Annotated in this window: 17 protein-coding genes and 1 pseudogene; 13 read left to right on the top strand and 5 right to left on the bottom strand. The window is 70.2% G+C overall.

Features of this window, described 5'->3' with window-relative positions:
* Positions 1 to 38: 38 nt before the first annotated feature.
* A complete protein-coding gene (locus ACWC1K_RS12315) occupies positions 39 to 680 on the bottom strand; it encodes a MerR family transcriptional regulator (protein ID WP_450830696.1) in 642 nt (213 codons plus the stop codon).
* A 128-nt stretch (positions 681 to 808) separates the two neighbouring features.
* Between ACWC1K_RS12315 and ACWC1K_RS12320 the strand changes: the two genes are divergently transcribed.
* From ACWC1K_RS12320 to ACWC1K_RS12335, 4 genes are all read left to right on the top strand, one after another.
* Positions 809 to 2,308: a flavin-containing monooxygenase gene (locus ACWC1K_RS12320; RefSeq protein WP_450830698.1), complete on the top strand. Its 1,500-nt coding sequence runs from the start codon at positions 809 to 811 to the stop codon at positions 2,306 to 2,308.
* The gene (locus tag ACWC1K_RS12325; protein ID WP_450830700.1) at positions 2,305 to 3,222 is read left to right on the top strand and encodes an alpha/beta fold hydrolase; all 918 of its coding nucleotides are present in this window, start codon (positions 2,305 to 2,307) and stop codon (positions 3,220 to 3,222) included. The genes ACWC1K_RS12320 and ACWC1K_RS12325 overlap by 4 nt, the downstream gene beginning before the upstream one ends.
* On the top strand, positions 3,219 to 4,103 hold the full coding sequence (locus ACWC1K_RS12330) for an SDR family oxidoreductase (RefSeq protein WP_450830701.1): 885 nt from the start codon (positions 3,219 to 3,221) through the stop codon (positions 4,101 to 4,103). The genes ACWC1K_RS12325 and ACWC1K_RS12330 overlap by 4 nt, the downstream gene beginning before the upstream one ends.
* Before the next feature lie 87 nt (positions 4,104 to 4,190).
* On the top strand, positions 4,191 to 4,394 hold the full coding sequence (locus ACWC1K_RS12335) for a hypothetical protein (protein ID WP_099929434.1): 204 nt from the start codon (positions 4,191 to 4,193) through the stop codon (positions 4,392 to 4,394).
* A 54-nt stretch (positions 4,395 to 4,448) separates the two neighbouring features.
* Here ACWC1K_RS12335 and ACWC1K_RS12340 read toward each other — a convergent pair whose 3' ends face one another.
* Entirely contained in the window at positions 4,449 to 7,778 is a 3,330-nt protein-coding gene (locus tag ACWC1K_RS12340) for a S41 family peptidase (RefSeq protein ID WP_450830702.1), read from the bottom strand.
* A 176-nt stretch (positions 7,779 to 7,954) separates the two neighbouring features.
* Here ACWC1K_RS12340 and ACWC1K_RS12345 point away from each other — a divergent pair, with 176 nt between their 5' ends.
* The 3 genes from ACWC1K_RS12345 (at position 7,955) to ACWC1K_RS12355 (ending at position 11,659) form a co-directional block, all read left to right on the top strand.
* Entirely contained in the window at positions 7,955 to 8,548 is a 594-nt protein-coding gene (locus ACWC1K_RS12345; protein WP_450830704.1) for a TetR/AcrR family transcriptional regulator, read from the top strand.
* A 129-nt stretch (positions 8,549 to 8,677) separates the two neighbouring features.
* On the top strand, positions 8,678 to 10,888 hold the full coding sequence (locus ACWC1K_RS12350; RefSeq protein ID WP_450830706.1) for an MMPL family transporter: 2,211 nt from the start codon (positions 8,678 to 8,680) through the stop codon (positions 10,886 to 10,888).
* Between the two features lie 216 nt (positions 10,889 to 11,104).
* On the top strand, positions 11,105 to 11,659 hold the full coding sequence (locus ACWC1K_RS12355) for a cysteine hydrolase family protein (RefSeq protein WP_450830707.1): 555 nt from the start codon (positions 11,105 to 11,107) through the stop codon (positions 11,657 to 11,659).
* A gap of 258 nt (positions 11,660 to 11,917) precedes the next feature.
* On the opposite strand, the gene ACWC1K_RS12360 is transcribed toward ACWC1K_RS12355, so the two are convergent.
* Positions 11,918 to 14,302, bottom strand: a complete 2,385-nt coding sequence (locus ACWC1K_RS12360; RefSeq protein ID WP_450830708.1) for a caspase, EACC1-associated type — start codon at positions 14,300 to 14,302, stop codon at positions 11,918 to 11,920.
* Positions 14,299 to 14,790, bottom strand: a complete 492-nt coding sequence (locus ACWC1K_RS12365) for an effector-associated constant component EACC1 (RefSeq protein ID WP_450830764.1) — start codon at positions 14,788 to 14,790, stop codon at positions 14,299 to 14,301. Before ACWC1K_RS12365 ends, ACWC1K_RS12360 begins: the two co-directional genes overlap by 4 nt.
* Before the next feature lie 60 nt (positions 14,791 to 14,850).
* On the opposite strand from ACWC1K_RS12365, the pseudogene ACWC1K_RS12370 reads away from it, so the two are divergent.
* Positions 14,851 to 15,882, top strand: a pseudogene (locus ACWC1K_RS12370) (aldo/keto reductase).
* Between the two features lie 91 nt (positions 15,883 to 15,973).
* Here ACWC1K_RS12370 and ACWC1K_RS12375 read toward each other — a convergent pair.
* Entirely contained in the window at positions 15,974 to 17,752 is a 1,779-nt protein-coding gene (locus ACWC1K_RS12375; RefSeq protein WP_450830710.1) for an RICIN domain-containing protein, read from the bottom strand.
* Positions 17,753 to 18,079: 327 nt separating this feature from the next.
* On the opposite strand from ACWC1K_RS12375, the gene ACWC1K_RS12380 reads away from it, so the two are divergent.
* From ACWC1K_RS12380 to ACWC1K_RS12400, 5 genes are all read left to right on the top strand, one after another.
* Positions 18,080 to 18,589, top strand: coding sequence for a YbaK/EbsC family protein (locus ACWC1K_RS12380; protein WP_450830711.1), 510 nt, complete (start codon positions 18,080 to 18,082; stop codon positions 18,587 to 18,589).
* On the top strand, positions 18,586 to 19,431 hold the full coding sequence (locus ACWC1K_RS12385) for an EamA family transporter (RefSeq protein WP_450830712.1): 846 nt from the start codon (positions 18,586 to 18,588) through the stop codon (positions 19,429 to 19,431). Before ACWC1K_RS12380 ends, ACWC1K_RS12385 begins: the two co-directional genes overlap by 4 nt.
* Positions 19,432 to 20,097: 666 nt before the next feature.
* A complete protein-coding gene (locus tag ACWC1K_RS12390; RefSeq protein ID WP_450830713.1) occupies positions 20,098 to 21,042 on the top strand; it encodes an ABC transporter ATP-binding protein in 945 nt (314 codons plus the stop codon).
* The gene (locus ACWC1K_RS12395) at positions 21,039 to 22,394 is read left to right on the top strand and encodes an ABC transporter permease (RefSeq protein WP_450830714.1); all 1,356 of its coding nucleotides are present in this window, start codon (positions 21,039 to 21,041) and stop codon (positions 22,392 to 22,394) included. The genes ACWC1K_RS12390 and ACWC1K_RS12395 overlap by 4 nt, the downstream gene beginning before the upstream one ends.
* A gap of 35 nt (positions 22,395 to 22,429) precedes the next feature.
* A complete protein-coding gene (locus tag ACWC1K_RS12400) occupies positions 22,430 to 25,186 on the top strand; it encodes a phosphoesterase (protein ID WP_450830716.1) in 2,757 nt (918 codons plus the stop codon).
* The last annotated feature ends 11 nt before the right edge of the window (positions 25,187 to 25,197 follow it).

Here is a 25,197-nt window from a genome sequence, read left to right on the forward strand (position 1 = left end):
AGCTGGCGGTCGAACGCCGGGAGAGATGCCGGGGGGTGTTATCCCCGCTTGCGCAGCCGCCGGTCCAGCGCCAGCGAGAGTTCCGCCTCCACCACGCTCCGGGCCAGGGGGCGCAGGCGTTGCAGGTTCTCCTCGCCGACGTGGCGCAGGACCAGTTCGGCGAACATCTCCGCCAGGTCGTCCACGTGTTCGCGGACCTGTTTGCCCGCCGCCAGGACCTCTGCGAGCGGGATGCCCTCGCCGACCAGGGCGGAGGAGACGTCCAGGAGGCGGCGGCTGATGTGGACGATCTCGTCGCCGTCGGTGCCGAGGTAGCCGAGGTCGAGGGCGGCGGCGAGGTTCTCGGGGGTGACCTGACCCTCGAAGCGGGCGGCGAGTTCCTCGGGCGTGAGGCGGACCGGTTCCTCCTCGGTCGGCTCGACGCCCAGGAGGTCGGCGACGTCCCGGCCGTGGTCGAGGGCCTCCGCCAGTTCCGCGATGCCGGTCAGGGTGTGGCCGCGCTCCAGCAGCGCCGCGATCGTGTGCAGACGGGCCAGGTGGTGGTCGTCGTACCAGGCGATACGGCCCTCGCGGCGGGGTGGCGGTATCAGCTTGCGTTCTCGGTAGAAGCGCAGGGTGCGTACGGTGATGCCGGCCAGGCGGGCCAGTTCCTCCATGCGGTACTCGCGCTTCTCGGTCACGAGCGCAGCCTATGGTGTACCGCCAGTAACATTCCTGTCCTCCCACCCCTACCCATCGGTACGGAGCTGCTCTACAGTCCCATTGCGCCAGTGTTCACTGGCGGAGTCGCGGGAGGAAGGGCGTCGGCATGGCTGAGCGGGAGCATGTGCGGGTGGCGGTGATCGGGTCCGGGTTCGGCGGGCTCGGAGCCGCCGTGCGGCTGCGGCGCGAGGGCGTCACCGACTTCGTCGTCCTGGAACGGGCCGGCAGCGTGGGCGGCACCTGGCGCGACAACAGTTACCCGGGGTGCGCCTGCGACGTGCCCTCCCACCTCTACTCCTTCTCCTTCGCGCCCAACCCCGACTGGCCGCGCACCTTCTCCGGGCAGGAGCACATCCGTGCCTACCTGGAGCACGTCACGGATGTCTTCCACCTCAGGCCCCACATCCGCTTCGACTCCGAAGTGAAGATGATGACCTGGGACGGCGAGAAGCTGCGGTGGGAGATCGAGACCACAAGCGGGTCGCTGTCCGCGGACGTGGTCGTGTCCGCGACCGGGCCGCTGTCCGACCCGAAGGTGCCCGACATCCCGGGCCTCGACTCCTTCCCCGGCAAGGTCTTCCACTCCGCCCGCTGGGACCACGACTACGACCTGCGCGGCAAGCGTGTCGCGATGGTGGGGACGGGCGCCTCCGCGATCCAGATCGTGCCCGCCATCCAGCCCGAGGTCGGCCGGCTCACCCTCTTCCAGCGCACCCCGCCCTGGGTCATGCCGCGTGTCGACCGCGCCATCAGCGGCGCCGAGCGGGCCCTGCACCGCGCGCTGCCCTTCACCACGCAGGCCCGCCGCGGACTGCTGTGGGGGATCCGGGAGCTCCAGGTCCAGGCGTTCACCAAGCACCCCAATGAGCTCGGGTTCGTGGAGCAGTTGGCCAAGCGGAACATGATGCGGGCCGTCAAGGACCCGGCCCTGCGCGCCAAGCTCACCCCCGACTACCGCATCGGCTGCAAGCGGATCCTGCTGAGCAGCACCTACTATCCGGCGCTCACCCGGCCCAATGTCGACGTCGTGGCGAGTGGGCTGAGCGAGATCCGCGGCTCCACCGTCGTCGCCGCCGACGGCAGCGAGGCCGAGGTCGACGCGATCATCTTCGGCACGGGCTTCCACGTCACCGACATGCCGATCGCCGAGCGGGTCGTCGGGGCGGAGGGCAAGACCCTCGCCGAGGCCTGGAAGGGCGGAATGGAGTCGCTGCGGGGCGCCTGTGCCGCCGGATTCCCCAACTGGATGACGATCATCGGGCCCAACACCGGCCTCGGGAACTCGTCGATGATCCTCATGATCGAGTCGCAGCTCAACTACATGGCCGATTTCCTGCGGCAGTTGGACGTTCTCGGCGGCCGTGCCGCCCTCGACGCCCGGCCGGGCGCCGTCGCCGCCTGGAACCACCGGGTGCAGGAACGCATGAAGCGGACGGTGTGGAACACCGGCGGCTGCACCAGCTGGTACCTCGACCCGAGCGGCCGCAACACCACCATCTGGCCGGGTACGACGACCGAGTTCCGGCGGGCCACGCGACAGGTGGATCTCGCCGAGTACGAACTGCTCCGGGCGCCCGCCCTGCAGAAGACGGAGGTGGACGCGTGAGCCGGCTGATGCACGTCACGTCGGGGCCGTACGCCCCGCCCACCCCCGTGCGCGAACTCGTCGCCGTCTCCGCCGACGGCGCCCGGCTGCACGTGGAGGTGCACGGGCCCAAGAACGCGCCCGCCGTCGTCCTCGCGCACGGCTGGACCTGCTCCACCGCCTTCTGGGCCGCGCAGATACGGGACCTCGCCGCCGACCACCGCGTCATCGCCTACGACCAGCGCGGCCACGGACGCAGTCCGGCGAGCCCGGCGTGCAGTCCGGACGCCCTCGCCGACGACCTCGAAGCCGTACTGGAGGCAACCCTCGCGCCGGGCGAAAAGGCCGTGATCGCCGGGCACTCCATGGGCGGTATGACGGTGATGGCGGCGGCCACGAGGAAGAGCTTCCGCGAGCATGCGGCGGCCGTACTGCTGTGCAGCACCGGCTCCTCGCGGCTGGTCGCCGAGTCGACCGTCGTACCCCTCGGGCCCGGGCGGCTGCGGACCTGGCTCACCAGGCACATCCTCGGTGCGCGGGCACCGCTCGGACCGGTCACGCCTCTCGCGCGCCGGATCCTCAAGTACGGGACGATGGGCCCCGCTTCGGCACCGCACATGGTGGAGGCGTGCGCGCGGATCGTGCACGCGTGCCCGCGCAAGGTGCGTCACGCCTGGTCGCAGGTGCTCGCCCTGCTCGATCTCGACCACGGCGTACGGGAGTTGAAGGTGCCGACCGCCGTCGTCGTCGGGACCGCGGACCGGCTCACCCCGCCCGTGCAGGCGCGGGCGCTGGTGGCCGCGCTGCCGCACTGCGTGGGCAGCACCGAGCTGCCGGGGCTCGGCCATATGACCCCGGTGGAGGCACCGGAGCTGGTCAGCGGCCGTATCCGGGAGCTTGTGACGACGTACGCAACGATCAAGGAGGGCGCATGAGCAAGGTCAGCCTCGAAGGACAGGTCGCCGTCGTCACGGGCGCCGCGCGCGGTGTCGGCGAGCTGCTCGCGCGGAAGGTGTCGGCCCGGGGCGCCAAGGTGGCGCTCGTCGGCCTTGAGCCGGACGCCCTCAAGCAGGTCTCCGAGCGGCTGCACAGCGACAGCGACCACTGGTACGCCGATGTGACGGACCATGAGGCGATGGCGCGGGTCGCGGGGGAGGTCAAGGAGCGGTTCGGGAAGGTCGACATCGTCGTGGCGAACGCCGGTGTCGCCACCGGCGGTCCCTTCGTCGACTCCGACCCCGAGGCCTGGCGGCGGGTGATCGAGGTGAACCTCATCGGGTCCGCGGTGACTGCCCGTGCCTTCCTGCCGGTTCTGATGGAGAGCCGCGGCTATCTGCTGCAGATCGCGTCCCTCGCGGCGATCACTCCGGCACCGATGATGACCGCGTACTGCGCCTCCAAGTCCGGTGTGGAGGCGTACGCGCACAGTCTGCGGGCCGAGGTCGGCCACAAGGGTGTCCGCGTCGGGGTCGGGTATCTGTCGTGGACCGACACCGACATGGTGCGGGGCGCCGACCAGGACGAGGTGATGCGGGAGCTGCGGCAGCGGCTGCCGTGGCCGTCCAACAAGACCTATCCGCTGGGGCCGGCCGTCGACCGGATCGTCGCCGGGATCGAGCGGCGTTCGAGCCATGTGTACGGGCAGTGGTGGCTGCGCGGGATGCAGGGCGTGCGGGGGTATCTGCCGGGCCTCATCGGGACGGTGGGGCAGCGGGAGATGCGACGGTTCGGGTCACGGTTGGATGGCATGCGGTCGGGGCTCGTCGGTGCAGGTGGGGCGGCCGACGAGGAAGCCCGCGCTACGCACCGTAGTTGATCGAAATGCGTTCCGTGGTGGGCCGTGTGAATCTGGTCGAGGCCCGGTCAAGGGCCTTCCCCCCACCCACTACGGGAGTGAACCCACATGGGTATGAAGGACAAGTTCCAGGACCAGTCGCAGCAGTGGCAGGAGCAGGCCAAGCAGAAGGCCCAGCAGGCCCGCGAGCACGGTCAGCAGCGCGGCCAGCAGCCGCAGCGCGGCAAGCCGGGCGAGCGCATGCGTGACGAGGAGACGGAGCGGTTGCAGCGCGAGGAGCAGGACCGCTTCGACCAGGACTATGACGTCTGACGCCGACGTCCTGCGCTGACTGGAAAGGGTGCCCCTGACGAGGGGCACCCTTTCTCACTTCGTCCTTGGCGGCAGCTTTGGGCGTGACCGGTCGGGGACGTTCGAGTAATCCGGCGGTGTGGCCGGAGGGTTCGTCTCCAGCAACTCCACCGCCAACTGGACCGCGTCGTCCAGCTGTGCATGTCTCCCCTCCGCCCAGTCCAGGGGGGTGCGGAGGATTTCGAGGTCCGGGGTGACACCCTTGTTCTCCACGGTCCAGCCGTAGGCGTCGAACCAGGCCGCGTTCATCGGGACGGTGATGATCGTGCCGTCGCCGAGGCGGTGGCGGCCGGTCATGCCGACCACTCCACCCCAGGTGCGCTGGCCGATGACGGGGCCCAGTTTGAGGAGCTTGATGGCGGCCGTGATCATGTCGCCGTCGGAGGAGGTCGCCTCGTCGGCCAGGGCCACCACCGGGCCGCGGGGTGCGTTGGAGGCGTACGAGACCGGCTGGGCGTTGCGGGTGAGGTCCCAGCCCAGGATCGTGCGGGACAGCTTCTCGACGACCAGTTCGCTGATGTGGCCGCCCGCGTTGCCGCGTACGTCGACGATCAGGGCGGGCCTCGACACCTCCATCCGCAGGTCCCTGTTGAACTGGGCCCAGCCCGAGCCGCCCATGTCCGGGATGTGCAGATAGCCGCAGCGGCCGCCGCTCAACTCCCGTACGACGGCGCGGCGTTTGGCCACCCAGTCCTGGTAGCGCAGGGGGCGTTCGTCGATCAGGGGGACCACGGCCACCCGGCGCGAGCGGCCCGCCTCGCCCTCCGCAGAATCAGAGGGGCCCGAAGGGCCTTCCTTGGAAGGGTGGTGGGCGACGGGTCGGGCGAAGGTGAGCTCGACCGTGGTGCCGCCCGCACCGGCCAGCAGCGGGTACGGCCCGGTCAGCGCGTCCACCGGGCGGCCGTCGACATGGGTCAGTACGGCGCCCTCCCTGATGCCCGTGCCCGCCAGCGGTGAGCGGGCCTTGGAGTCGGACGACTCGCCCGGCAGGATCCGCTTGACCACCCACCCCTCCTGTCTGCGGACGAGGTTGGCGCCGAGCAGGCCCTGGAGGCGCTGGTAGTGGGGCGGGCCCTCGTTGCGGCGGGCGGCGGTGACGTAGGCGTGGGAGGTGCCCAGTTCGCCGAGCACCTCGCGCAGGAGGTCCGCGAACTCGTCGGGGGACGCGACCCGTTCGACCAGCGGACGGTACTGGTCGAGCACCGCGTCCCAGTCGATGCCGCACATCCCCGGGTCCCAGAAGTACGCGCGGATGAGGCGCCCGGCCTCCTCGTACGACTGGCGCCACTCGGCGGCCGGGTCGACCTCGTGCAGGATGCGGCGCAGGTCGATCCAGACCGTCGTGTCGCCGTCTCCGGACTCGGAGGAGGGGACGGCCCGCAGGTCGCCCTCGTCGACCACGACCAGACGGGTGCCGTCGCCGCTGAGCGCGAACCAGTCCAGGTGCTCCAGGAGTTCGGACTTCTTCGCCTTGCTGATGTTGAAGTGTTCGAGGGTCGGGCGGCCGGTGGTGTCGTCCGGGTTGGCGAAGGTCTCGCCGAGCGCCCCCGAGATCGGCCAGCGCAGCCAGACCAGGCCGCCGCCCGCCACGGGGTACAGCGCCGAGTACTTGGAGGCGGTGACCGGGAAGGGGGTGACCCGGTTCTCCAGCCCCTCGATCTCGACGGTGACCGCGCCGTCGCCGCCCTCCTCCTCGTCCTCCACCGGGTCCAGGCCTCCGGCGGCCGGCCGGCCCTCCGGGGTCAGGGCGAAGGGGGAGGGGGTCGCGGAGGACAGCGGGACCAGGTAGGGGCGGCAGCCGAGCGGGAAGGACAGGTCCCCGGTGTGGACGTCGTACACCGGGTCGAAACCGCGCCAGGACAGGAAGGCGAGATAGCGGCCGTCCCTGGTGAACACCGGGTTCTCGTCCTCGAAGCGGCCGTTGGTGACGTCGACGATCAAATGGTCCTTTATACGTGCCATCTTGATCTGCCGCAGGGAGCGGCCGATCCCCGGGTGGGACCAGGTCAGCCAGGCGCCGTCCGGGGAGAACGCGAGGTCGCGCACCGGGCCGTTGACCGAGTGGATCAGTTCGGTGACCTCGCCTCCCTCAGACTCCGTCCGGGAGGTGCCCCCGGAGTCCTCGGTCACGTCAAGGAGCAGCAGCCGTCCGTCGTGCGAGGCGAGGGCCAGGCGCTCGCCCTGCGGGTCGGAGACGAATTCCAGTACGCGCCCCAGTGCGCCGGAGGCCAGTCGGCGCGGCTCGCGGTCGCCGGTCGCGCGCGGCAGGTGGGCGATCTCGACCGCGTCCTCGCCCTCCGCGTCCGTCACATAGGCGACCCGGCCGGTCGAGCCGAGCATCTCCGGGAGGCGGACCCGCACGCCCGGGGTGTCGGTGATCGTGCGGGCCGGACCGTCCCGGTGGGTGAGCCAGTACAGGCTGCCGCGTACGACGACCGCGCTCGCGCGGCCCGTCTCGTCGACCGAGATGCCGTCGAGGTGCTGGGCGGCCGGGACCTGGTACGTGCGCCGGCCCGCGCGCGGACCGCTCAGCCGTACGTCCAGGCGGCGCGGCCCGGAGTCGGCGGCCAGGTCGTCGACGATCCACAGGTCGCCGGCGCACTGGTACACCACACGGGTGCCGTCGCTCGACGCGTGCCGGGCGTAGAAGGCGTCGTGGTCGGTGTGGCGGCGCAGGTCGGAGCCGTCGTAGGCGCAGGAGTAGAGGTTGCCGATGCCTTCGTGGTCGGAGAGGAAGGCGATCCGGCCGCCGACGAACATCGGGGAGTGCAGATGGCCCTCCAGGTCGGCAAGGAGGCGTTCGCCGTGCAGCCAGAGGCGGCCCATGGCGCCGCCGCGGTAGCGCTTCCATGCGGCGGGTTCATGGGGCGGGGTCCCGGTCAGGAGAAGGGTCTTGCGCTCCCCTTCGATGTCGGCGACCTGGATGTCGGAGACCGGGCCCCAGGGGAGCTTGCGGCCGGGGTCGCCGTCGGGGGAGACCTTGTAGGCCCAGGTGAAGTACGAGAAGGGCTCCCCATGGGAGGCGACGGCGAGAATCGTGCCCCCGCTGTCCCCCTGGGAGGGGGTCCATCCGCAGACCTGGGTGTCCGCGGAGCCCCAGTAGGTGAGCTGCCGGCCCGGGCCGCCGTCCACCGGGACGGTGTGGATCTCGGGGACCAGACTGCGCCAGCTCGTGTACGCGATGGTGCTCCCGTCCGGCGAGAAGCGGGGGTGGCCCAGCTTCGTGCGGTCGACGGTGAGGCGCCAGGCGCGGCCCGGGCCGTCCAGGGGGGAGAGCCAGAGGTCGTCCTCGGCCACGAAGCACAACAGGTCACCGCTGAGATGGGGCAGGCGCAGATAGCTCACCTCCCCATGCTTTTCCGCCGGATGGGGCCGGGCAACTCGTGGGAACTTACGCATCCTTCACCTGCGTGAGCCAACACACGTACGAAACGGTTTCGTTTCGAAGGCGGGCAGGGTATCTTCGTTACCGTACGAAGCAGGCGCCGAGGCGGCGCATCCCGAGCGGGAAGGTGAGTGGCATGACTGAGGTCGCAACGGCGCGTCGCAGTCGGATCACGCCCGAGCGTGAGGCCGAGTTGTACGAGGCCGTGCTCGACCTGCTCCGGGAGGTGGGCTACGACGCCGTCACCATGGACGCCGTGGCAGCCCGCACCAAGTCCAGCAAGGCGACGCTCTACCGCCAGTGGGGCGGCAAGGCCGAGCTGGTCGCGAAGGCGGTGCGGCACAACAAGCCGGGACCCTCGGTCGATGACATCGACACGGGCTCGCTCCGGGGGGATCTGCATGCCCTCACCCTGCGGTCGGACGACTGCGAGATGGAGGCCAACTCCGCGCTGATGCGCGGTCTGGCCATGGCGATCCACGGCAACCCGGACCTCCTCAAGGCGTTCCGGGAGCACCTGATCGAACCGGAGATGGCCGGGTTCCGCCGAGTGCTGCAGCGGGCGATCGACCGCGGTGAGGTCCGTGCGGACAACCCCGCGCTCGACTACATGATGCACATGATGATCGGCGGGTTCGCCGCCCGCAGCATCATCGACGAGCAGCCGCCGAGCCAGGCCTTCCTTCTCTCGTACATCGACGCGGTGGTCCTCCCCGCCCTCCGCGCCTGACACCTCCCCACCCCCTCCCCACTGCCTGACGTCACCGCTCAAGTCGTCGGGACGGTCACCCCTGCCTCCCCGCCGGGCTGATCACCCCTGCCCCGAAACACCCCACGACCTGACCGGGAGTACGCCTCCGTGGCCACGTTCCTCTACAAACTCGGCCGGTTCGCCTTCAGGCGACGGCACTTCGTCGCGCTGTTCTGGGTGGCGCTGCTGACCCTCGCGGGGGTCGGCGCCGCCAACGCCCCCGCCGCGGGCTCCACCTCCTTCTCGATACCCGGCACCGAGGCGCAGAAGGCCTTCGACCTGCTGGAACAGCGCTTCCCCGGGATGAGTGCCGACGGCGCGACCGGACGCGTCGTCTTCAAGGCGCCCGCGGGCGAGAAGATGACCGACGCCGCCAACAAGGCGACCGTCGAGAAGACGGTGAAGGAGCTGGCCGACGGCTCCGAGGTGGTCTCCGTCGCCGACCCCTACCAGGCGCACGCCGTCAGCAAGAACGGCACGGTCGCCTACGCGTCCGTGAAGTACAAGGTCTCCGGCATGGAGCTCAAGGACGCCTCCCGGGACGCCCTGAAGGAGGCCGCGCAGGACGCGCGCCACGCCGGGCTGACCGTCGAGATCGGCGGTGACGCACTGCAGGCCGGAGCCGAGCCGGGAGCGGCCGGTGAGGTCGTGGGCCTCGCCATCGCCGCGGTCGTCCTCGTCATCACCCTGGGCTCACTGGTCGCGGCAGGACTGCCGCTGCTGACGGCGATCATCGGCGTCGGCATCGGCGTCTCCACCATCACCGTCCTGGCCAAGGCGCTCGACCTGGGCGACACCACCTCCACCCTCGCCCTGATGATCGGTCTCGCGGTCGGCATCGACTACGCGCTGTTCATCGTCTCCCGCTACCGCGGCGAACTGGCCGAGGGCCGCGACCGCGAGGAGGCCGTCGGACGGGCCGCCGGGACCGCGGGCTCGGCGGTGGTCTTCGCGGGCCTCACGGTCGTGATCGCACTGGCGGGCCTCTCGGTCGTCAACGTCCCGATGCTGACGAAGATGGGCCTCGCGGCGGCGGGCACGGTCGTCGTGGCCGTCCTCATCGCGCTGACCATGATCCCGGCACTGCTCGGATATGCGGGCGGGAAGGTCAGGGCCGCGGGCGAGAAGCGCCGGGGGAGCGCGGCCGGCACCCCCGAAAAGCCCGGTCTGGGCGCCCGCTGGGCCAGCTTCGTCATCCGCCGTCCGGCCGCCGTACTGCTGCTCGGCGTGGTCGGTCTGGGGACGATCGCCGTCCCGGCCACCCAGCTGGAACTGGGCCTGCCGGACGACGGTTCGCAGCCGACCTCCACGACGCAGCGCCGGGCGTACGACGTGTTGTCGGAGGGTTTCGGCCCGGGCTTCAACGGCCCGTTGATGATCGTGGTCGACGCCAAGGACAGCGACGCGCCGAAGGCGGCGGCCGACAAGGTGGCCGACGGGATCAAGGGCCTGGGGGACGTCGCCACGGTGACCCCGGCGGCGTTCAACAAGGCCGGCGACACCGCGACGATCACCGTCATCCCCGGCTCCAAGCCGTCCTCGGTGCAGACCGAGGACCTGGTGCACGCCATCCGTGACCAGGGCAGCGAGATCAAGGCCGACACGGGTGCGAAGGTGCTGGTCACCGGCACCACGGCGATGAACATCGACTTCTCGCAGAAGCTCAACGACGCCCTGATCCCGTATCTGGCCCTGGTGGTCGGCCTCGCGTTCCTGCTCCTGATCGCGGTCTTCCGCTCCATCCTGGTCCCGCTGAAGGCGGCACTCGGCTTCCTGCTGAGCGTGCTCGCCGCGCTCGGTGCCGTGGTCGCGGTCTTCCAGTGGGGTTGGCTCGGCGGCCTGCTGGGCGTCGAGCAGACCGGCCCGATCATGTCGATGATGCCGATCTTCATGGTGGGCGTGGTCTTCGGTCTCGCCATGGACTACGAGGTGTTCCTCGTGACCCGCATGCGCGAGGCGTACGTCCACGGCGAGACGCCGGGCCAGGCCGTGGTGACCGGCTTCCGGCACAGCGCGCGGGTCGTGGCGGCCGCCGCGGCCATCATGATCGCGGTCTTCGGAGGCTTCATCACCTCCAGCGAGTCCATGATCAAGATGATCGGTTTCGGCCTCGCGATCGCCGTCTTCTTCGACGCGTTCGTCGTGCGGATGGCGATCGTCCCGGCGGTCCTCGGCCTGCTCGGCAAGAAGGCCTGGTGGCTGCCGAAGTGGCTGGACCGGGCGGTGCCGAACGTGGACGTCGAGGGCGAGGGCCTGAAGACCCTCGGCGACGCGAGGGACAGCGACCCGGACGAGGACCGGGAGCTGGTGCGGGTCTGAGGGTTCTGGCCGGTGGGCGGCCTTCCGAGCTGCATGGTGGAGTGCGCTACGCCATGGGTTCGGGAGGCCGCTCCCTCGTTGCGGGAGGCGAGGCATCCTCGCCGCCGCGATGATGGGCGTGGTGTCCCCGGGGGCCGGCGGGCGGGCTGGTCGCCGGGCGCCGGCCGAGGGCGGAGGCGGAGGCGGTTGTCAGTGGCCGGGTCTAGCCTGCGGGACATGACCACACTGTCTGCACGACCCAACACCGCCCTGCTGGTGATCGACGTCCAGCGGGGCGTCGTGGAGTCCGCGCACGAGCGGGACGCAGTCGTCGCCAACATCGCCTCCCTCGTCGAGCAGGCTCGCGCCGCGGACGTGCCGGTCGTCTGGGTGCAGCACTCCGACGAGGAACTCAAGAAGGGCAGCGACGACTGGCAGTACGTCCCCGAACTGCCCCGCCGCGAGGCCGAACCACTGGTGCACAAGAACTACGGCGACTCCTTCGAGGGCACCGACCTGGAGCAGGTCCTCGCCGCGGCCGGAGTCGGCCGTCTCGTCGTGACGGGTGCGGAGACGGACGCGTGCATACGCTCCACGATCCACGGCGCGTTCGTACGGGGCTACGACGTCACGCTGGTCGCCGACGCGCACACCACGAACGACAACAGCAAGTGGGGTGCGCCGCCACCGGACCAGGTCATCGCCCACACGAACCTGTACTGGCAGTACCACTCGGCGCCCGGGCGGACCGCGGCGGTCGCGGAGACCAAGGACGTGGTGTTCGGCGGCTGAGGCAGCCGGTCACTTGGGGTCCTGCGCAGGGCGCTGGAGGGTTCCCTCGGCGTTGCGGGGGCCGGTGTTCTCGGCGATCTCACTCAGGTCGAGCTCGCCGCTCTTGACCGCGTCCGCGAACTCCTGACGGAGGCGGCGCTGGATGACGAACAGGCGCTCACAAGGTGCACTCCGCCCACACCGTGTTCCGCGGACACGGTCCCGCCGCCACGCCCCACCGGTCCGCGAGGGCGTCCAGCAGGACGAGGCCCCGGCCCTTCATGACCGGTCCTGAAAAAACTGCCAGCTGAAGCGGTGCAGGGTCGGGTTGGTGAGTCCGACCCAGGGTGCGCAGCCTGACGGTGTTCCGGGAGCGGCCAGTTCGACGACGAGGTCGTGTGCCCCGTGGGTGGAGAAGGCGATCCCCTTGTCGTCGTTCGCAGTCACCTGCCCCGACACCCGGGACTCGCCTGCGACGAAGACGTATGAGACGGCTGACGCGTGGGCCGAGCAGTGGTCGGGGAGGCGCACCTTGAGGGTCGTGGTGAAGTTCCGGGGCCCGCCGGGTAGCGCGAACGTCGAATGGACGGTGGAACCGTCGGCGAGTGAGTAGCTGTGTCCCCAGGACCAGCCGCAGTCCGAACTCAGACATCGTGTAGGCCGTGTCCCGGAGCGCAGGTCGTCGACTTTCGTTGCGTCGTCGAGCCATTGCGTGGCCAGAAGCGTGAAGACGAAGAGCGCTGCGACGACTCCGATGAAGCCCCGGAGCGCGACCCTCGCAGCTGTGGCGATGAAGGCGCTGACCCGGAACTCGGTGAAACCGGCGTGGCGCATCGCCGAGGCCAGACGGGCCCGTCGAATCCCGGCGCGGACAGAGCCCAGTAGCGCCTTGCGGTCCTGCTGGCGCCCGGCGTCGTCGAGCTGCTGGAGCGTCTGGACGAAGACGTCGGGTGAGCCCTTGCGCGCCAAGATGCTCATGATCGCTTCGGCATCGGCGTCCCCACCCGTTTCCCGGAAGGCGATGATCCGTTTGGCGACCGTGGGCATTTCGCGGCGTCTGCCGAGAACAGTGTCGAGCTCGGTCGGATTGTCGACTGCCATCCACCGCAGGGCCTGGTCCGCCTCCCAGTCCCGGCCGGCGGCACGCAGGACGGCCAGGAGCTTCTGGGCCTCGCGCGCGCCACGCAGCGTGGCGGCAAGGCGAAGCAGCTTGTTCGAGTACCGGAGGCTGGGTTCGCCCCTCCGCCGCAGGGCGTCCATGACAGCGACCACATCCTCGGCCGTGCGTGTCGTCGCGATGGGTTCCAGCAGGTCGGACACGTGTGGGGCCTCCTTGTGCGAGGCGTTGTGCAGTATGACCACCGTTCGGACGAGATCGTCCACCGACTGCTGGGCGGCCGTGTACTCCATGAAGCTGAAGCGTGCTGTCAAGGGATCCCGGGTCAGCAGGAAGATGAGGGTCCCCACCCACCCGCTCCGTTTCCGTGCCATCCCGCGATACAGGTGGGAGACCGCACCGGCGTACATGTCGACGGGCAGATGGTTGGTGAGCCACTCCCTGGACTCGGGGTAGCAGGCGTGTCCGGCCGCCTGCAGCACCGTCGACCAACTGGCCACGGCGCCCTCCCGGTCGAGTGCCAGCACAACATCCGGCACGAGCTTGTAGTGCTTCATCTCGCCGATCGTCGTCGCCAGGTCGTCAGCGATGTCCGGGTCGATCTCCTCCAGAGTGCGCAGCAGCACGGCCTGTTTCCTGGCATCGACGCGGTCGGCGGCCAGTTCGTCGACGAGTTGCCGGTACTCCTCCCAGCGCCGAGCCCGACGCAGGAGTCCCAACTGCCGGGTCAGACGGTCGATTTCGGACCGCACCGGGCTGTTCTCCCGGTCCTTCTGCAGAACGGACAGGTCGGCGCGTACAGGCTCATGGACGGGGTTGAGGCAGAAGCTCAGTCTGCCGAGCTGATTGCGGTCCAGTGACACAGGAGCGGGTAGATCGCGCCGGGTCAGGGAGTCCTTCAGCTCTTCGAAGATCATGTCAAGGGTCAGGTACTTCGGGCCGTGCACCACCCCTTTGGTGATGACGTCGATCCAAGCACCGGTGAACGCGGTGTGGTGGGCGCCGGGCGGAGCGACGGCAGCCGCGTTCTCCGAAGCGGCCGCCATCAGGTAGACCCCCTCGATTCCGTCGCCGTCTGCGAGGGCTGCCACGGTCGACGATGCGGTGTCGCCCGCTTGCATGGCTCGTCCGCTGAAACAGCAGTCCAGAACGACGACGACACGAGAGGCGCGGGGCGCGCGGGCAACTCGGCGCCGAATCCATTGATACGGCACTGCCGTGGCATGGTGGAAACCCGGCGCACTCTGCGGAAGGGCCAGGCACAGGCTGCCGTTCTCCTCGTCGAGCACGCCGTGGCCCACGTAGTACAGCAGCGCCGTGTCCGCCTCTTGCAGCAGCTTCTCGACCGACCGGTCCACCGCGTACGGGGAGGCGGGATTGGACAGTACGGTGCAGTGTTCCGGGGAGAGATTCCACACTGAGCCGGTGAACAGTTCGTGGAGCGCCTCCAGGTTCGCCCCGGCGGCCGGCAGGTTCTCCAGGTGTTCGAAGGTGTCCGAGCCGATCAGCAGGACCCTGGTGCTGCGCGGATCCGGAAGACCGCTCACTCGCTGTCGCCGCCCCCGGCACCGCCCGCGTCGGGATCTTCGTCCGGGTCACGCAACAGATCCTCCAGCAGGCGTCGCGCCTCCAGTACGGATCCTTCGATCATCACCGTGGTGCCGTCGCGCTCGACGGACACCGTGGGGTGTGCCTGGCGTTGTCTGCGCCAGGTGTCGATCGAGACCCCGAGGGAGGCCGCGCTGAACCCGCTGCTGACGAGGAGCGACACCAGGTCGAGGACGGGGCCCTGCGCTCCGGGAACAGGTGCCGTGGACGACCCCATGGAAATGTTCGCGTAACGCCTGATTCCGGGTTCCAGCCGTAACCAATCGCACAGGGAACGGGTTTCGGCTTCCACCGATGTGTCCGAGGCGATGACCCTGAATGTTATCTGCACGATCTCCCCCCTCCATGTGGTCGGCCCGTTCTCCGACGGTCCGTACGCACGGTAAGTGATGGTCACTCCTGGCGGGTGTGGAGGCAAGAGGCGCACAGTTGCACCGCTCGAGTGGACTTGGCCTCGGCCCTGGCCGAGTGACGGGCGCGATCGCGGCTGCGCCAACGGCTTGCCGTCAGTGCGCTCCAAGTCCTGGGCTGGCGCTCCCGATCCGGCCCCCCTGCGACGGAGTACTGGTATGCGCTATCGCCCCCTGGGCAAGACCGGTATCGCAACTTCGTGGACACCGCCGACATGTACTCGGCCGGTGAATGCGAGGAGATCGTCGGCAAGCCACTCAAGGGCCGGCGTGACGACGTCGTACTCGCCACGAAGGTGCACTTTCCGCTGGGGGAGGGGCGCAACCGCAGCGGCAATTCGCGCCGCTGGATCCTCAAGGCGGTCGAGGACAGCGTGCGGCGCCTGGACACGGACTGGATCGGCCTCTACCAGGTGCACCGGCCGGATCACACCACGGACATCGAGGAGACGCTGTCCGTCCTCAGTGACCTGGTGAGGGCGGGCAAGATCCGGGCGTTCGGTTGCTCCACCTTCCCGCGGAGGACCTCGTCGAGGCCGATCATGTGGCGGAGCGGCGCGGGCTGATGCGGATGCGCGTACGGAGCAGCCGCCGTACTCGCTGGTCGCGCGCGGTGTCGAACGGGCCGTGCTGCCCACCGCGCAGCGCCTGGGCATGGGTGTGCTGACCTGGTCGCCCCTGGCGTCGGGATTCCTGTCTGGCGCCTATCGGGAGGGCCGAGCCGTCGATCTGACCACCGGCCGCGCCAAGCTCACCCCGCACCGCTTCGACCCCGAGGCCCCGGGCAACCCGGCGAAGTTCGCGGCCGTCGAGCAACTCGTCGTGCTCGCCGAGGAGTTGGGCTGCACCCTGCCGGAACTGGCCGTGGCCTTCCCGCTGGTGCATCCGGCCGTCACGTCGGTGATCATCGGTCCGCGGACCATGGACCAGCTCACCTCGCTGCTCGCGCGGGCGGACCTGCTGCTCAACGACGCGGTACTCGACGTATCGACGAGATCGTGCCGCCCGGCACCGACCTCTACCGCGCCGACGGGATCTGGCAGCCGCCGTCGATCAGCGAGAGTGCGCTGCGCAGGCGCCCGGCCGGGGAGCGGGTGGCCGCGGTCTGAGCGGCCGTTTTCGGCCCGAAGGCCCAGAGAGGGAAGCAAGCCCCCGGCCAGAGGCCTGGGGCTTGCTTTTCGTGCGCCCGAGCCGCGGTGGCTACTTGAGCGGCGTGCCGCCCGAGTTGTGGTACGCGATCGTCTTGTTGATCAGGTTTCCGCCGTCGGTCTCGGGCGTCGTCTGTTCCTGCTGCCCCGAGCCGAACAGGAGAGCGTCGACATGCGCGTTCGCCACCTGGTCCATGTGCGAGAAGAACCAGTCGACCTTGTCGTCCTGGTAGTGCTGGAAGGTGTTGTTCTGCGCCATGTTGCCCACGGGGATCTGCCACAGGACGACCGGCTTGCCCACCGACTCGGACATCGTCTTGTAGAACCCGAGCGCGGCAGCGGCCTTCTGGTCGTTCCAGAAGTGGTCACTGCCGCCGTGGGCCGGCTGGGCGTACCAGCCCGCGTCGCGGTCCGAGACATCGGTGACGAGGAAGTCGGCGTTCTTCGCCCCGAGGTCCGCGTAGTCCTTGACGCAGGCCTGCGTGTTGGTCTGCCAGTCGAAGCAGGAAAGGTGCAGCCCCACGGCGGTGTTCGGCGCGTACTTGTGCGCCATCGCTATGAGGCACTGGGCCAGGCCGGTGGCGCTGTTCTCCTGCGATCCGCAGTCCGTCGGATTCGAGGCCGTGACCTGTGCGGGAACCTGGTGCGGATTGCCGAGCGACCGGACGTAGCCCCAGAAGTCGGGCTCGAGGTCGATCGCGTCGTGCGACGTTCCGATCTTCTGGAGGAAGAACCGGTAGTCGTTGAGGTACCGGGTGAGCAGGTCGGTCCTGTTGATGGCCTTGACCTCGCCCGGACCGTCGCCCTCGCCCGCCGCGTCCCCGAGGTCGCGCAGCGAGTACCAGGTCCAGAGCATCTTCTGCGGGCGCGGGCTGCCCTTGTACGTCGCCTGGGTCGCCACGGTGTCCCGATAGGTCACGTACGTGCCGGGCGACGTGGTGCTGCCCGTCCAGCAGCCCCACCAGCCCGACCAGTCGTCGTGGCACTTCGCTGCCGTGTAGTAGTCCGAGGAGGGCGCGGGCTGGCTGTGCACATAGGCGTACCGCACGTCGAACGGCGCGGCGGCCGCCGAGGCGTCGGACATCGAGCCGCCGACGAGCACCGTGTCACTGCCCAGGAAACCGTTCGTCGAGTTGCTGCCGAGCGTGGTGCTGCTGCCGGAGCCCCCCGCGTTCTGGGTGCCGCCGGCGCTGTCGGCCGGGACGAGCTGCCACTGCTGGTTGGCGCCGTTCCAGTCGTGGTACTGGGCGATGTGGCCCCCGTCACCCTTGGCGCTGAGCGGAACCTCGGCGGCCATGCCGCTGAAACGGTTGATCAGACGCACGTAGCCGTCCGACGACTCCTGAATGTGGAACTGCTGGTTGGCGCCGTTCCTGTCGCTCCACTGCACCAGCTCGGAGCCCTCGGTCTTCGACCACCCGTAGTCGTCCAGCACCTTGCCGGAGGCCCGGTTCTGCAACCGGTAGTTCCCGTCACCCGAGTCGATGAACTTCCACTGCTGGTTGGCCCCGCCGGTACGGCTCCACTGCACCACCGGAGCACCGTCGCTGGTGGCGTAGCCGAGGTCTTCCAGCGCCTTGCCGGTGTTGCGGTTGACCAGCGTGTACCAGGCGTTCGTGTCCACGGTCTGCGCCGAGGCCGTGTTGACCACGACCACGGAGCCGCCCACGACCGCCAGGCTGAGGGCCGCCCAGAAACTCCGGCGCTGGTGCAGCCGACGGCCGCGGTGCGTGTGCCGCCGCCCCAGAACGGCCGAGCGGAAGGACACGCGGCGGCGGCCGCGGCCGCCGCCGGGCGATTCCTCCGGCGAAGAGGATGAGTGAGGGAACATGTTGGTGCTCTCTTTCGGGTGTTGCCGCTGACCAGACCCCCTGTCCGGACGCTACGCAGTCGTCACCGCCCCCGGAAAGGTTGCTCCGGACCGCGAGGTTTTTCGGGCAGGGATCGGGAGTCGTTCGGCCCGTCGCCCGGCGCGGCACCGGCCGCACGGCCGGGAGCTCAGCTGCGGACCAGGGCGGCGTACGAGGCGATCGATGGTCGACCCGGCAGGGAGCCGCCACTCACCGTCCCGCTCGTACACACGGCGGAGCACCAGCGCCGCGCCGGGGCTGCACAACTCGGTCGCGTGCCCGGTACACACGCCGCTAGCGTGCCGTGCATGACGACCCCCGATGCCACCGACAGCTCCGGAGCCAACCCCCGTTTCGCCGCCGCCCTCGCCGAACTGGGGCTCGACGACCTGCACACCCGTATCCGCCGCTTCCCGGACGCGACCCGCACCGCCGCCGAGGCGGCCGCCGCGATCGGGTGCGAGCTGAGCGAGATCTGCAAGTCGCTGATCTTCGCGGCGGACGGGGTCCCGGTGCTGGTGCTGATGGACGGGGCCTCACGGGTCGACGTCGAGCTGGTCCGGCAGGAACTCGGCGCCGAGCAGGTGACGCGGGCCAAGGCGGATGTCGTAAGGGAGACCACCGGGTACGCGATCGGCGGTGTGCCGCCCTTCGGGCACCGTACGAAGACCCGGGTGCTGGCCGACCGTTCGCTGCTGGAGCACGAGGTCGTGTGGGCCGCCGCCGGGAATCCGCACGCCGTGTTCCCCATGGAGCCCAAGGAACTCGTCACCCGCGCCGGAGCCACCCTGGTGGACGTGCGCGAGCACAGCTCGTGACGCCGCTGGTCGCCACGGCCGTCCTGTGCGCCGCGGTCACCCACGCCGGCTGGAACGCGATCGCCCACCGCATCACGGACAAGCTGGTCGGGTTCACGCTGATCGCGGGCGGCGGGATGCTGATCGGGCTGGCGATGGTGCCGTTCGTCCCCCTCCCGGCGTCGGGGGCGTGGCCGTACCTCGCCGCCTCCGCGGTCATCCACCTCGCGTACTACGTGCTGCTCATGCGGTCCTTCCGGCTCGGCGACTTCGGTCAGGCGTACCCGATCGCCCGCGGCACCGCGCCGCTGGTCGTCACGGTGCTTGCCGCCCTCTTCGCGCACGAGGTGCCGAACGGCTGGGCGGCCGCCGGCATCGCCCTGTCCTGCGCGGGTCTGACCGGTGTCGCCCTGTGGGGACTGCGCGGCAGCCGGCCCAACTGGGCGGCCATCGGCGCGGCCCTCGCCACCGGGCTGACCATCGCCGCTTACACGGTCGTGGACGGGCTGGGGGTGCGGGCGTCCGGCTCGTCCCTCGGGTACATCGCCTGGCTGATGGCGGTGGAGGGGTTCGCCATCCCGGTGTACGCGCTGACCCGCTGGCGGGGTGAATTCCTCGCCGTTCTCCGCCCGTTCGCGGGCGTGGGCCTGCTGGGCGGCGCGATGTCCGTCGCTGCGTACGGCCTGGTCCTGTGGGCCCAGACCAAGGCGGAACTGGCCCCGATCGCCGCGCTGCGCGAGTCGTCGATCATCGTGGGGGCGGCCATCGGGGCGGTGTTCTTCAAGGAACGGTTCGGGGCGCCGCGGATCGCGGCGGCGGTGTTGCTGGTGGCGGGGATCGGGCTGATGCTGCGGGCGGGCTGAGCGCCCGGGCTCGGCGGTCGATCGTCTGCGGCTGCGTCGTGGCTGGTCGCGCAGTTCCCCGCGTCCCCATAGGGCGGGTGCTGCACCGTGGGGCGGTCGTCTGCGGTGTTGTCGCGTCGGCGTGGGCGAGGCGCATGCCGACGCAGCCCTGCGCTCTTTTGGGGCGGTGCCGCGCCGCGGTGGTCTGCGGCTGCGTTGTGGCTGGTCGCGTAGTTCCCCGCGCTCCCATAGGGCGGGTGCTGCACCGTGGGGCGGTCGTCTGCGGTGTTGTCGCGTCGGCGTGGGCGAGGCGCATGCCGACGCAGCCGCGCGCTCTTTTGGGGCGCTGCCCGCGCCGCGGTGGTCTGCGGCTGCGTTGCGGCTGGTCGCGCAGTTCCCCGCGCCCCCATAGGGCGGGTGCTGCACTGTGGGGCGGTCGTCTGCGGTGTTGTCGCGTCGGCGTGGGCGAGGCGCATGCCGACGCAGCCCCGCGCCCCTTCAGGGCGCTGCCCGCGCCGCGGCGTCATTCGCGCACCGGGCGCTGCCCATGTCCGATTCGCGTCGGTGTTCACGCGCGCCACTTGCCTACGCCTTGACGACACGTTCCCCCGGAGTTCAACTCGGCGTCTGTGCCTGGGTTGTGTGTTGTCCCTATGGTCCCTGCGGACATCGGGAGAAGGGGGGCCCATGGGGACACTCCACGCAGTTGCGGCTCGCGGGATCACCAAGTGCTTCGGCGACGTCGTCGCACTCGACGGTGTCGACCTGGATGTGACGCAGGGTCAGATCCATGGTCTGGTCGGTCCGAACGGCGCCGGCAAGACGACGCTGCTCGGTCTGCTGCTGGGTCTGGCCGTCGCCGACAGCGGGCGGCTGGAGATCCTGGGGGCGCCGGTGGGGCGGGCGTTCGACGCTCCCGAGGGTGTCGCCGGGTTCGTCGACGGCCCCGGTCTCTATCCCTCGCTCACCGCCCGGCAGAACCTCGCCGCGCTGGCCCGGCTCCGTGGGCTCGACGCCGGCTCCGCGGGCATCGACGAGGTGCTCGACCAGGTCGGCCTCACCGCCGTCGCCGACGACAAGGCCCGCGGCTTCTCGCTCGGCATGCGGCAGCGGCTCGGGCTCGCCGCCGCCCTGCTCACCAGGCCCCGGCTGCTCGTGCTCGACGAACCCTCCAACGGCCTCGACCCGGCCGGGAAACGGCACGTGCACCGCGTCCTCACCCGGCTCGCCGCGGACGGCACCAGCGTGGTGCTGTCGAGCCACCGTATGGACGACCTCGAAGCCCTGTGCTCGGAGGTCACCATCCTCGCCACCGGACGGGTCGTGTTCTGCGGCCCGCTCGGCAAACTGACCGCCGAGAACCGTGAACTCGACTACCGGATAAGGACCTCCGACCCGCGGGCCGCGCGCCGGCTGGCCGACGCCTCGGACGGGATCCGGATCGTCGACGACGCCGGGATACGGCAGGACGACGAACTGCTCGTCGTGCGCGCCCTGGTGCCCGCCCTCGACGAACTGGTGGCGGGCCTCGTGCGGGCGGGCGTCGCGGTGCGCGAACTCGCGCCCGTCGTATCGCCGCTGGAGGCCGCGTTCCTCGCCCTCACCGAGCAGCAGCAGGAGGCCGGCCGATGACCGCGACCGTCTCCGCCGACAAGGTTGTCAGGGCCCGCCGGGTCCCCGTCTCGCGCGGCTACCGCTTCGAACTGGTCAAGTTGGTCTCGCAGTGGCGGATCCGGCTGCTGGTGCTTGCCTGCTGGATCGCTCCCGCCCTCTTCGTCGCCGGTGTGAGCCGGCAGAGCACGCTGCCCTCCGACACCCTCTTCGGGCGCTGGATGCACGCCACGGGCTGGGCCGGACCTCTGGTGATGCTCGGTTTCGCGGGGACCTGGGCGCTTCCGCTGCTGACCTCGGTGGTCGCCGGTGACGTGTTCGCCGCCGAGGACCGGCTCGGCACCTGGCGGCATCTGCTGGTCGCCGTACGGTCGCCGCGGCGGATCTTCGTGGCGAAGGCGTTCGCCAGTCTCACCGTCATCCTGCTGCTGGTGGCCGGTCTTGCCGTGTCCAGTGCGGCCGGCGGGCTGGTGTCGGTCGGCAATCGGCCGCTGGTCGGCCTCGACGGTCATCTGCTGGCACCGGGGGATGCCGCTCTGCGGGTCCTGCTCGCCTGGACCGCGGCGCTGGCGCCGACCCTGGCCCTCGCCGCGATCGGACTGCTCGGGTCGGTCGCGCTGGGGCGGTCCCCGACGGGGCTGCTGCTGCCCCCGCTCGTGGCGCTCGCGATGTCGGTCGCCCAGATGCTGCCGCTGCCCGTCGCCGTGCGCCTCGCCCTGCCCGGCTACGCCTTCATCTCCTGGAACGGCCTGTTCACCAGCCCCACCCAGCTCGGCCCGCTCCTGATCGGCCTCGCGGTCGGCCTGCTGTGGGCCGTGCTCGCGACCGCGCTGGCGTATCTCCTGTTCCTGCGGCGCGACTTCACCGACCTCGCCTACGACGGTTCCGGGCGCCGGGCGCTCACCGTCGGCGCGCTGCCGCTGGCCGGGCTGACCGCTCTCACCGTCGGCGTGGTCGCCGTGGCGACCCCCGCCCCCTTCATGGGATCCGGCATCGATCAGGACAAGGTCCAGCGGTCGGTGGCCACGGCGTTCGCCCACCTCTACCGCATGCAGACGCAGGAGTTGCACCGTCCCGCCGTCACCGAGGCGCAGCTGCGGGCCTCGGCGGCATGCACCAAGAGCGACGGCCAGGCGGCCCAGGAGGGGGCGGGCAACGACTGGCGGTGCGTCGTGACCTGGCATCTGCCCGGGGTCCCGGTCCCGGGGACGGCGATCTATCAGCTCGACATCACCTCGGACGGGCGGTTCGTGGCCGACGGCGACGGTCCCAAGGAAGTCAACGGCTACTTCCTGCTGCGGACTTCGACCGGAGACGCCCCGAATCCGCTGTGGCAGTTCGACGGCAACGTCGAGCTGCTCACCCCCCACTGAAGGTTCCAGCGAAGGGTCCACTGAAGGGACACCCCGTGCAGGTAACACGCCAGCGCCGGATCAACGAGAAGAATCAGGTCAACCTCTTCGGCAGACGCGTCGGCCGCCGTGCCGTGCTGGTCACGGCGGGCATCGCGGTCGCCCTCGGCGTCACCGGCACCGCGGTCGCGTCGACGTGGCAGTTCGGCACCCAGCAGGTCGCCGAGGAGACCGCGAACGGCCAGGTCATCTCCAGCGACCAGTACATCAAGCCGTACGGCACCCGCTCCGTCGTCAACGACGGCAAGATCATGTCGTCGACGGTCAGCCCGGACGGCAGCCGGCTCGCGGCCTCGGTCGCCGACGGCGACGCCTCGCTGGTCGTCCTGGACCTCGCGAGCGGTCAGGTGATCCAGAAGGTCGGCACCAACGTGGCGGACGACCTGCGCATCAAGAGCGGCTCCGTCGGCCAGGAGGGCCCGACGTACTCGCCCGACGGCACGCAGCTGTGGCTGGGCCAGGCCGACGGCTACACCAGGTTCACCGTGGGCGCCGACGGCACCCTCTCCAGCCCGGTGGCCGTCCCGATCCCGGCCGACGGCACCAAGCGCGCGCTCGTGGGTGCCGCGGTGTTCTCGCCCGACGGCTCCACCGTGTACTCGGCGGTCAACGGCCAGAACCGGGTCGTCGCCCTCGACGCGGCCACCGGAACCGTCAAGCAGAGCTGGGCCGTCGGCAACGCCCCCCGGGGCATCGCCCTGGTCGGCGGCAAGCTGTACGTCAGCAACGAGGGCGGCCGCCCGGCCAAGGACGGCGACACCACCATCAACTCCTACGGCACCCAGGTGCCCGCCGACCCGGACACCGGCGCCGCCACCACCGGCACCGTCAGCGTCATCGACACGGCGGACCCGTCCGCCGCCGTCGCCGGCATCGACGTAGGACTGCACCCGACCGCGGTGTACGCGAGCAAGGGCGCGGTGTTCGTCACCAACACCGCCGACAACAGCGTCTCGGTCATCGACACGGCCAAGGACAAGGTCGTACAGACCATCGCCACCCAGCCCTGGCCGGAGGCGAAGGTCGGCTACGAGCCGAACGCCGTGACGCTCACCGACGACGGCCGTCTGCTGGTGACGCTCGGCCGCGCCAACGCGGTCGCCGTCTACCGGTACAAGTCCCCGCAGGAACCGGCCCGCTACGTCGGCCTGCTCCCGACCGACTACTTCCCCTCGGGGATCGCCACCGTCGGCAAGAACGTGGTCGTCTCCCACACCCGCGGCATCGACGCCCGCCGCCCCACCGCCGCCTCCGGGCACGGCACCCACGACACGACGTCGAGCCTGACCCAGTTCACGCTGCCGGACGACAAGACGGTCAAGGCCGAGACCGCCAGGGTCTTCAGGCAGAACGGCTGGACGCCCGGTTCGGTCCTGACGGCCGGGCGCAAGACCTCCGGCAAGGCGCTGCCGGTCCCGCTGCGGCTCGGCGACCCCTCGACGATCAAGCACGTCTTCCTGCTCGTCAAGGAGAACCGGACCTACGACCAGGTCTACGGCGACCTGCCGCAGGGCGACGGAAACCCGTCGCTCACCACGTTCGGCGAGAACGTGACGCCCAACCAGCACGCCCTGGCCGAGCAGTTCGGCCTCTACGACAACTTCTACGACGTCGGCACGAACTCCGCCGAGGGCCACAACTGGCTGATGCAGTCGGACAACCCGGAGTACACCGAGTCCTCCGCCGGCGAGTACCAGCGCAGCTACGACACCGAGAACGACGCCCTCGGCCACCAGAAGACCGGCTTCATCTGGAGCGGCGCGCAGGCGGCCGGCAGGTCGGTCAAGGACTTCGGCGAGTTCCAGTCGCTGGAGACCAAGCCGGCCGGGGCGACCTGGCAGAACCTGTACTGCGACAGCAAGAACATGGAAGCGACCGGGGCGCAGACCCAGTACCCGATCCAGACGGGTTCGGCGATCCCCTCGCTCAACAAGGTGTCCGTGCAGGGCTTCCCGATGTTCGACCTCGACGTCCCGGACATCTACAAGGAACAGATCTGGAAGCAGGACTTCGAGAAGAACGGCCCGGCGAACCTGAACATGTTCTGGTTCTCCAACGACCACACCGGCGGCCCGGCCAACGCGGCGGCCGAGGTCGCCGACAACGACCTCGCGGTCGGCCGGATGGTCGACGAGATCTCCCACAGCAGGTACTGGAAGGACTCGGCGATCTTCGTCGTCGAGGACGACTCCCAGAACGGCCTCGACCACGTCGACGGTCACCGCGCCCCGGTCCAGATCATCAGCCCCTGGGCCAAGCGCGACACCGTCGACAGCCACTACTACTCGCAGATCACGATGGTCCGCACCATCGAGCAGATCCTCGGGATCCACCCGATGAACCAGCTCGACAGCGCGGCCACCCCGATGTACGGGGCGTTCTCCCTGAAGCCGGACAACACCCCGTTCACGGCCGAGCCCAACCGGACCTCGCTGACCCTGGGTGTGAGCCCGCAGCCCTCCTGTGGCTCGGACACCCCGGCCCCGCAGGACACCGGGGCGGCACTCGCGCCGACCTCCGCCGCGGTGCCGCAGGCCCAGCGGAAGCTCGCCGCGCAGTGGAAGACCTGGGCCTCGCACCAGCGGCTGACCGGCCCGCACGCCGTGCCCGACTACGCCAACAACGAGCAGATGAACCGCTACACCTGGTACCAGACCCACAACTGGACCAAGCCGTACCCCGGCGACAAGAAGGTGTACGCGCCCGCCGACGTGCCGGGCGCCTACCTGCCGTCCGCCGAGAACGACGGCTGACACACGCCCAG

Source organism: Streptomyces sp. NPDC001492 (assembly GCF_053597275.1).

What these genes read in the sequence shown, in the direction of transcription:
- ACWC1K_RS12320 (WP_450830698.1), top strand. Translation starts at nt 809, where the DNA reads ATGGCTGAGCGGGAGCATGTGCGGGTGGCGGTGATCGGGTCCGGGTTC.
- ACWC1K_RS12330 (WP_450830701.1), top strand. Translation starts at nt 3,219, where the DNA reads ATGAGCAAGGTCAGCCTCGAAGGACAGGTCGCCGTCGTCACGGGCGCC.
- ACWC1K_RS12335 (WP_099929434.1), top strand. Translation starts at nt 4,191, where the DNA reads ATGGGTATGAAGGACAAGTTCCAGGACCAGTCGCAGCAGTGGCAGGAG.
- ACWC1K_RS12345 (WP_450830704.1), top strand. Translation starts at nt 7,955, where the DNA reads ATGACTGAGGTCGCAACGGCGCGTCGCAGTCGGATCACGCCCGAGCGT.
- ACWC1K_RS12355 (WP_450830707.1), top strand. Translation starts at nt 11,105, where the DNA reads ATGACCACACTGTCTGCACGACCCAACACCGCCCTGCTGGTGATCGAC.
- ACWC1K_RS12375 (WP_450830710.1), bottom strand. Translation starts at nt 17,752, where the DNA reads ATGTTCCCTCACTCATCCTCTTCGCCGGAGGAATCGCCCGGCGGCGGC.
- ACWC1K_RS12380 (WP_450830711.1), top strand. Translation starts at nt 18,080, where the DNA reads ATGACGACCCCCGATGCCACCGACAGCTCCGGAGCCAACCCCCGTTTC.
- ACWC1K_RS12390 (WP_450830713.1), top strand. Translation starts at nt 20,098, where the DNA reads ATGGGGACACTCCACGCAGTTGCGGCTCGCGGGATCACCAAGTGCTTC.
- ACWC1K_RS12395 (WP_450830714.1), top strand. Translation starts at nt 21,039, where the DNA reads ATGACCGCGACCGTCTCCGCCGACAAGGTTGTCAGGGCCCGCCGGGTC.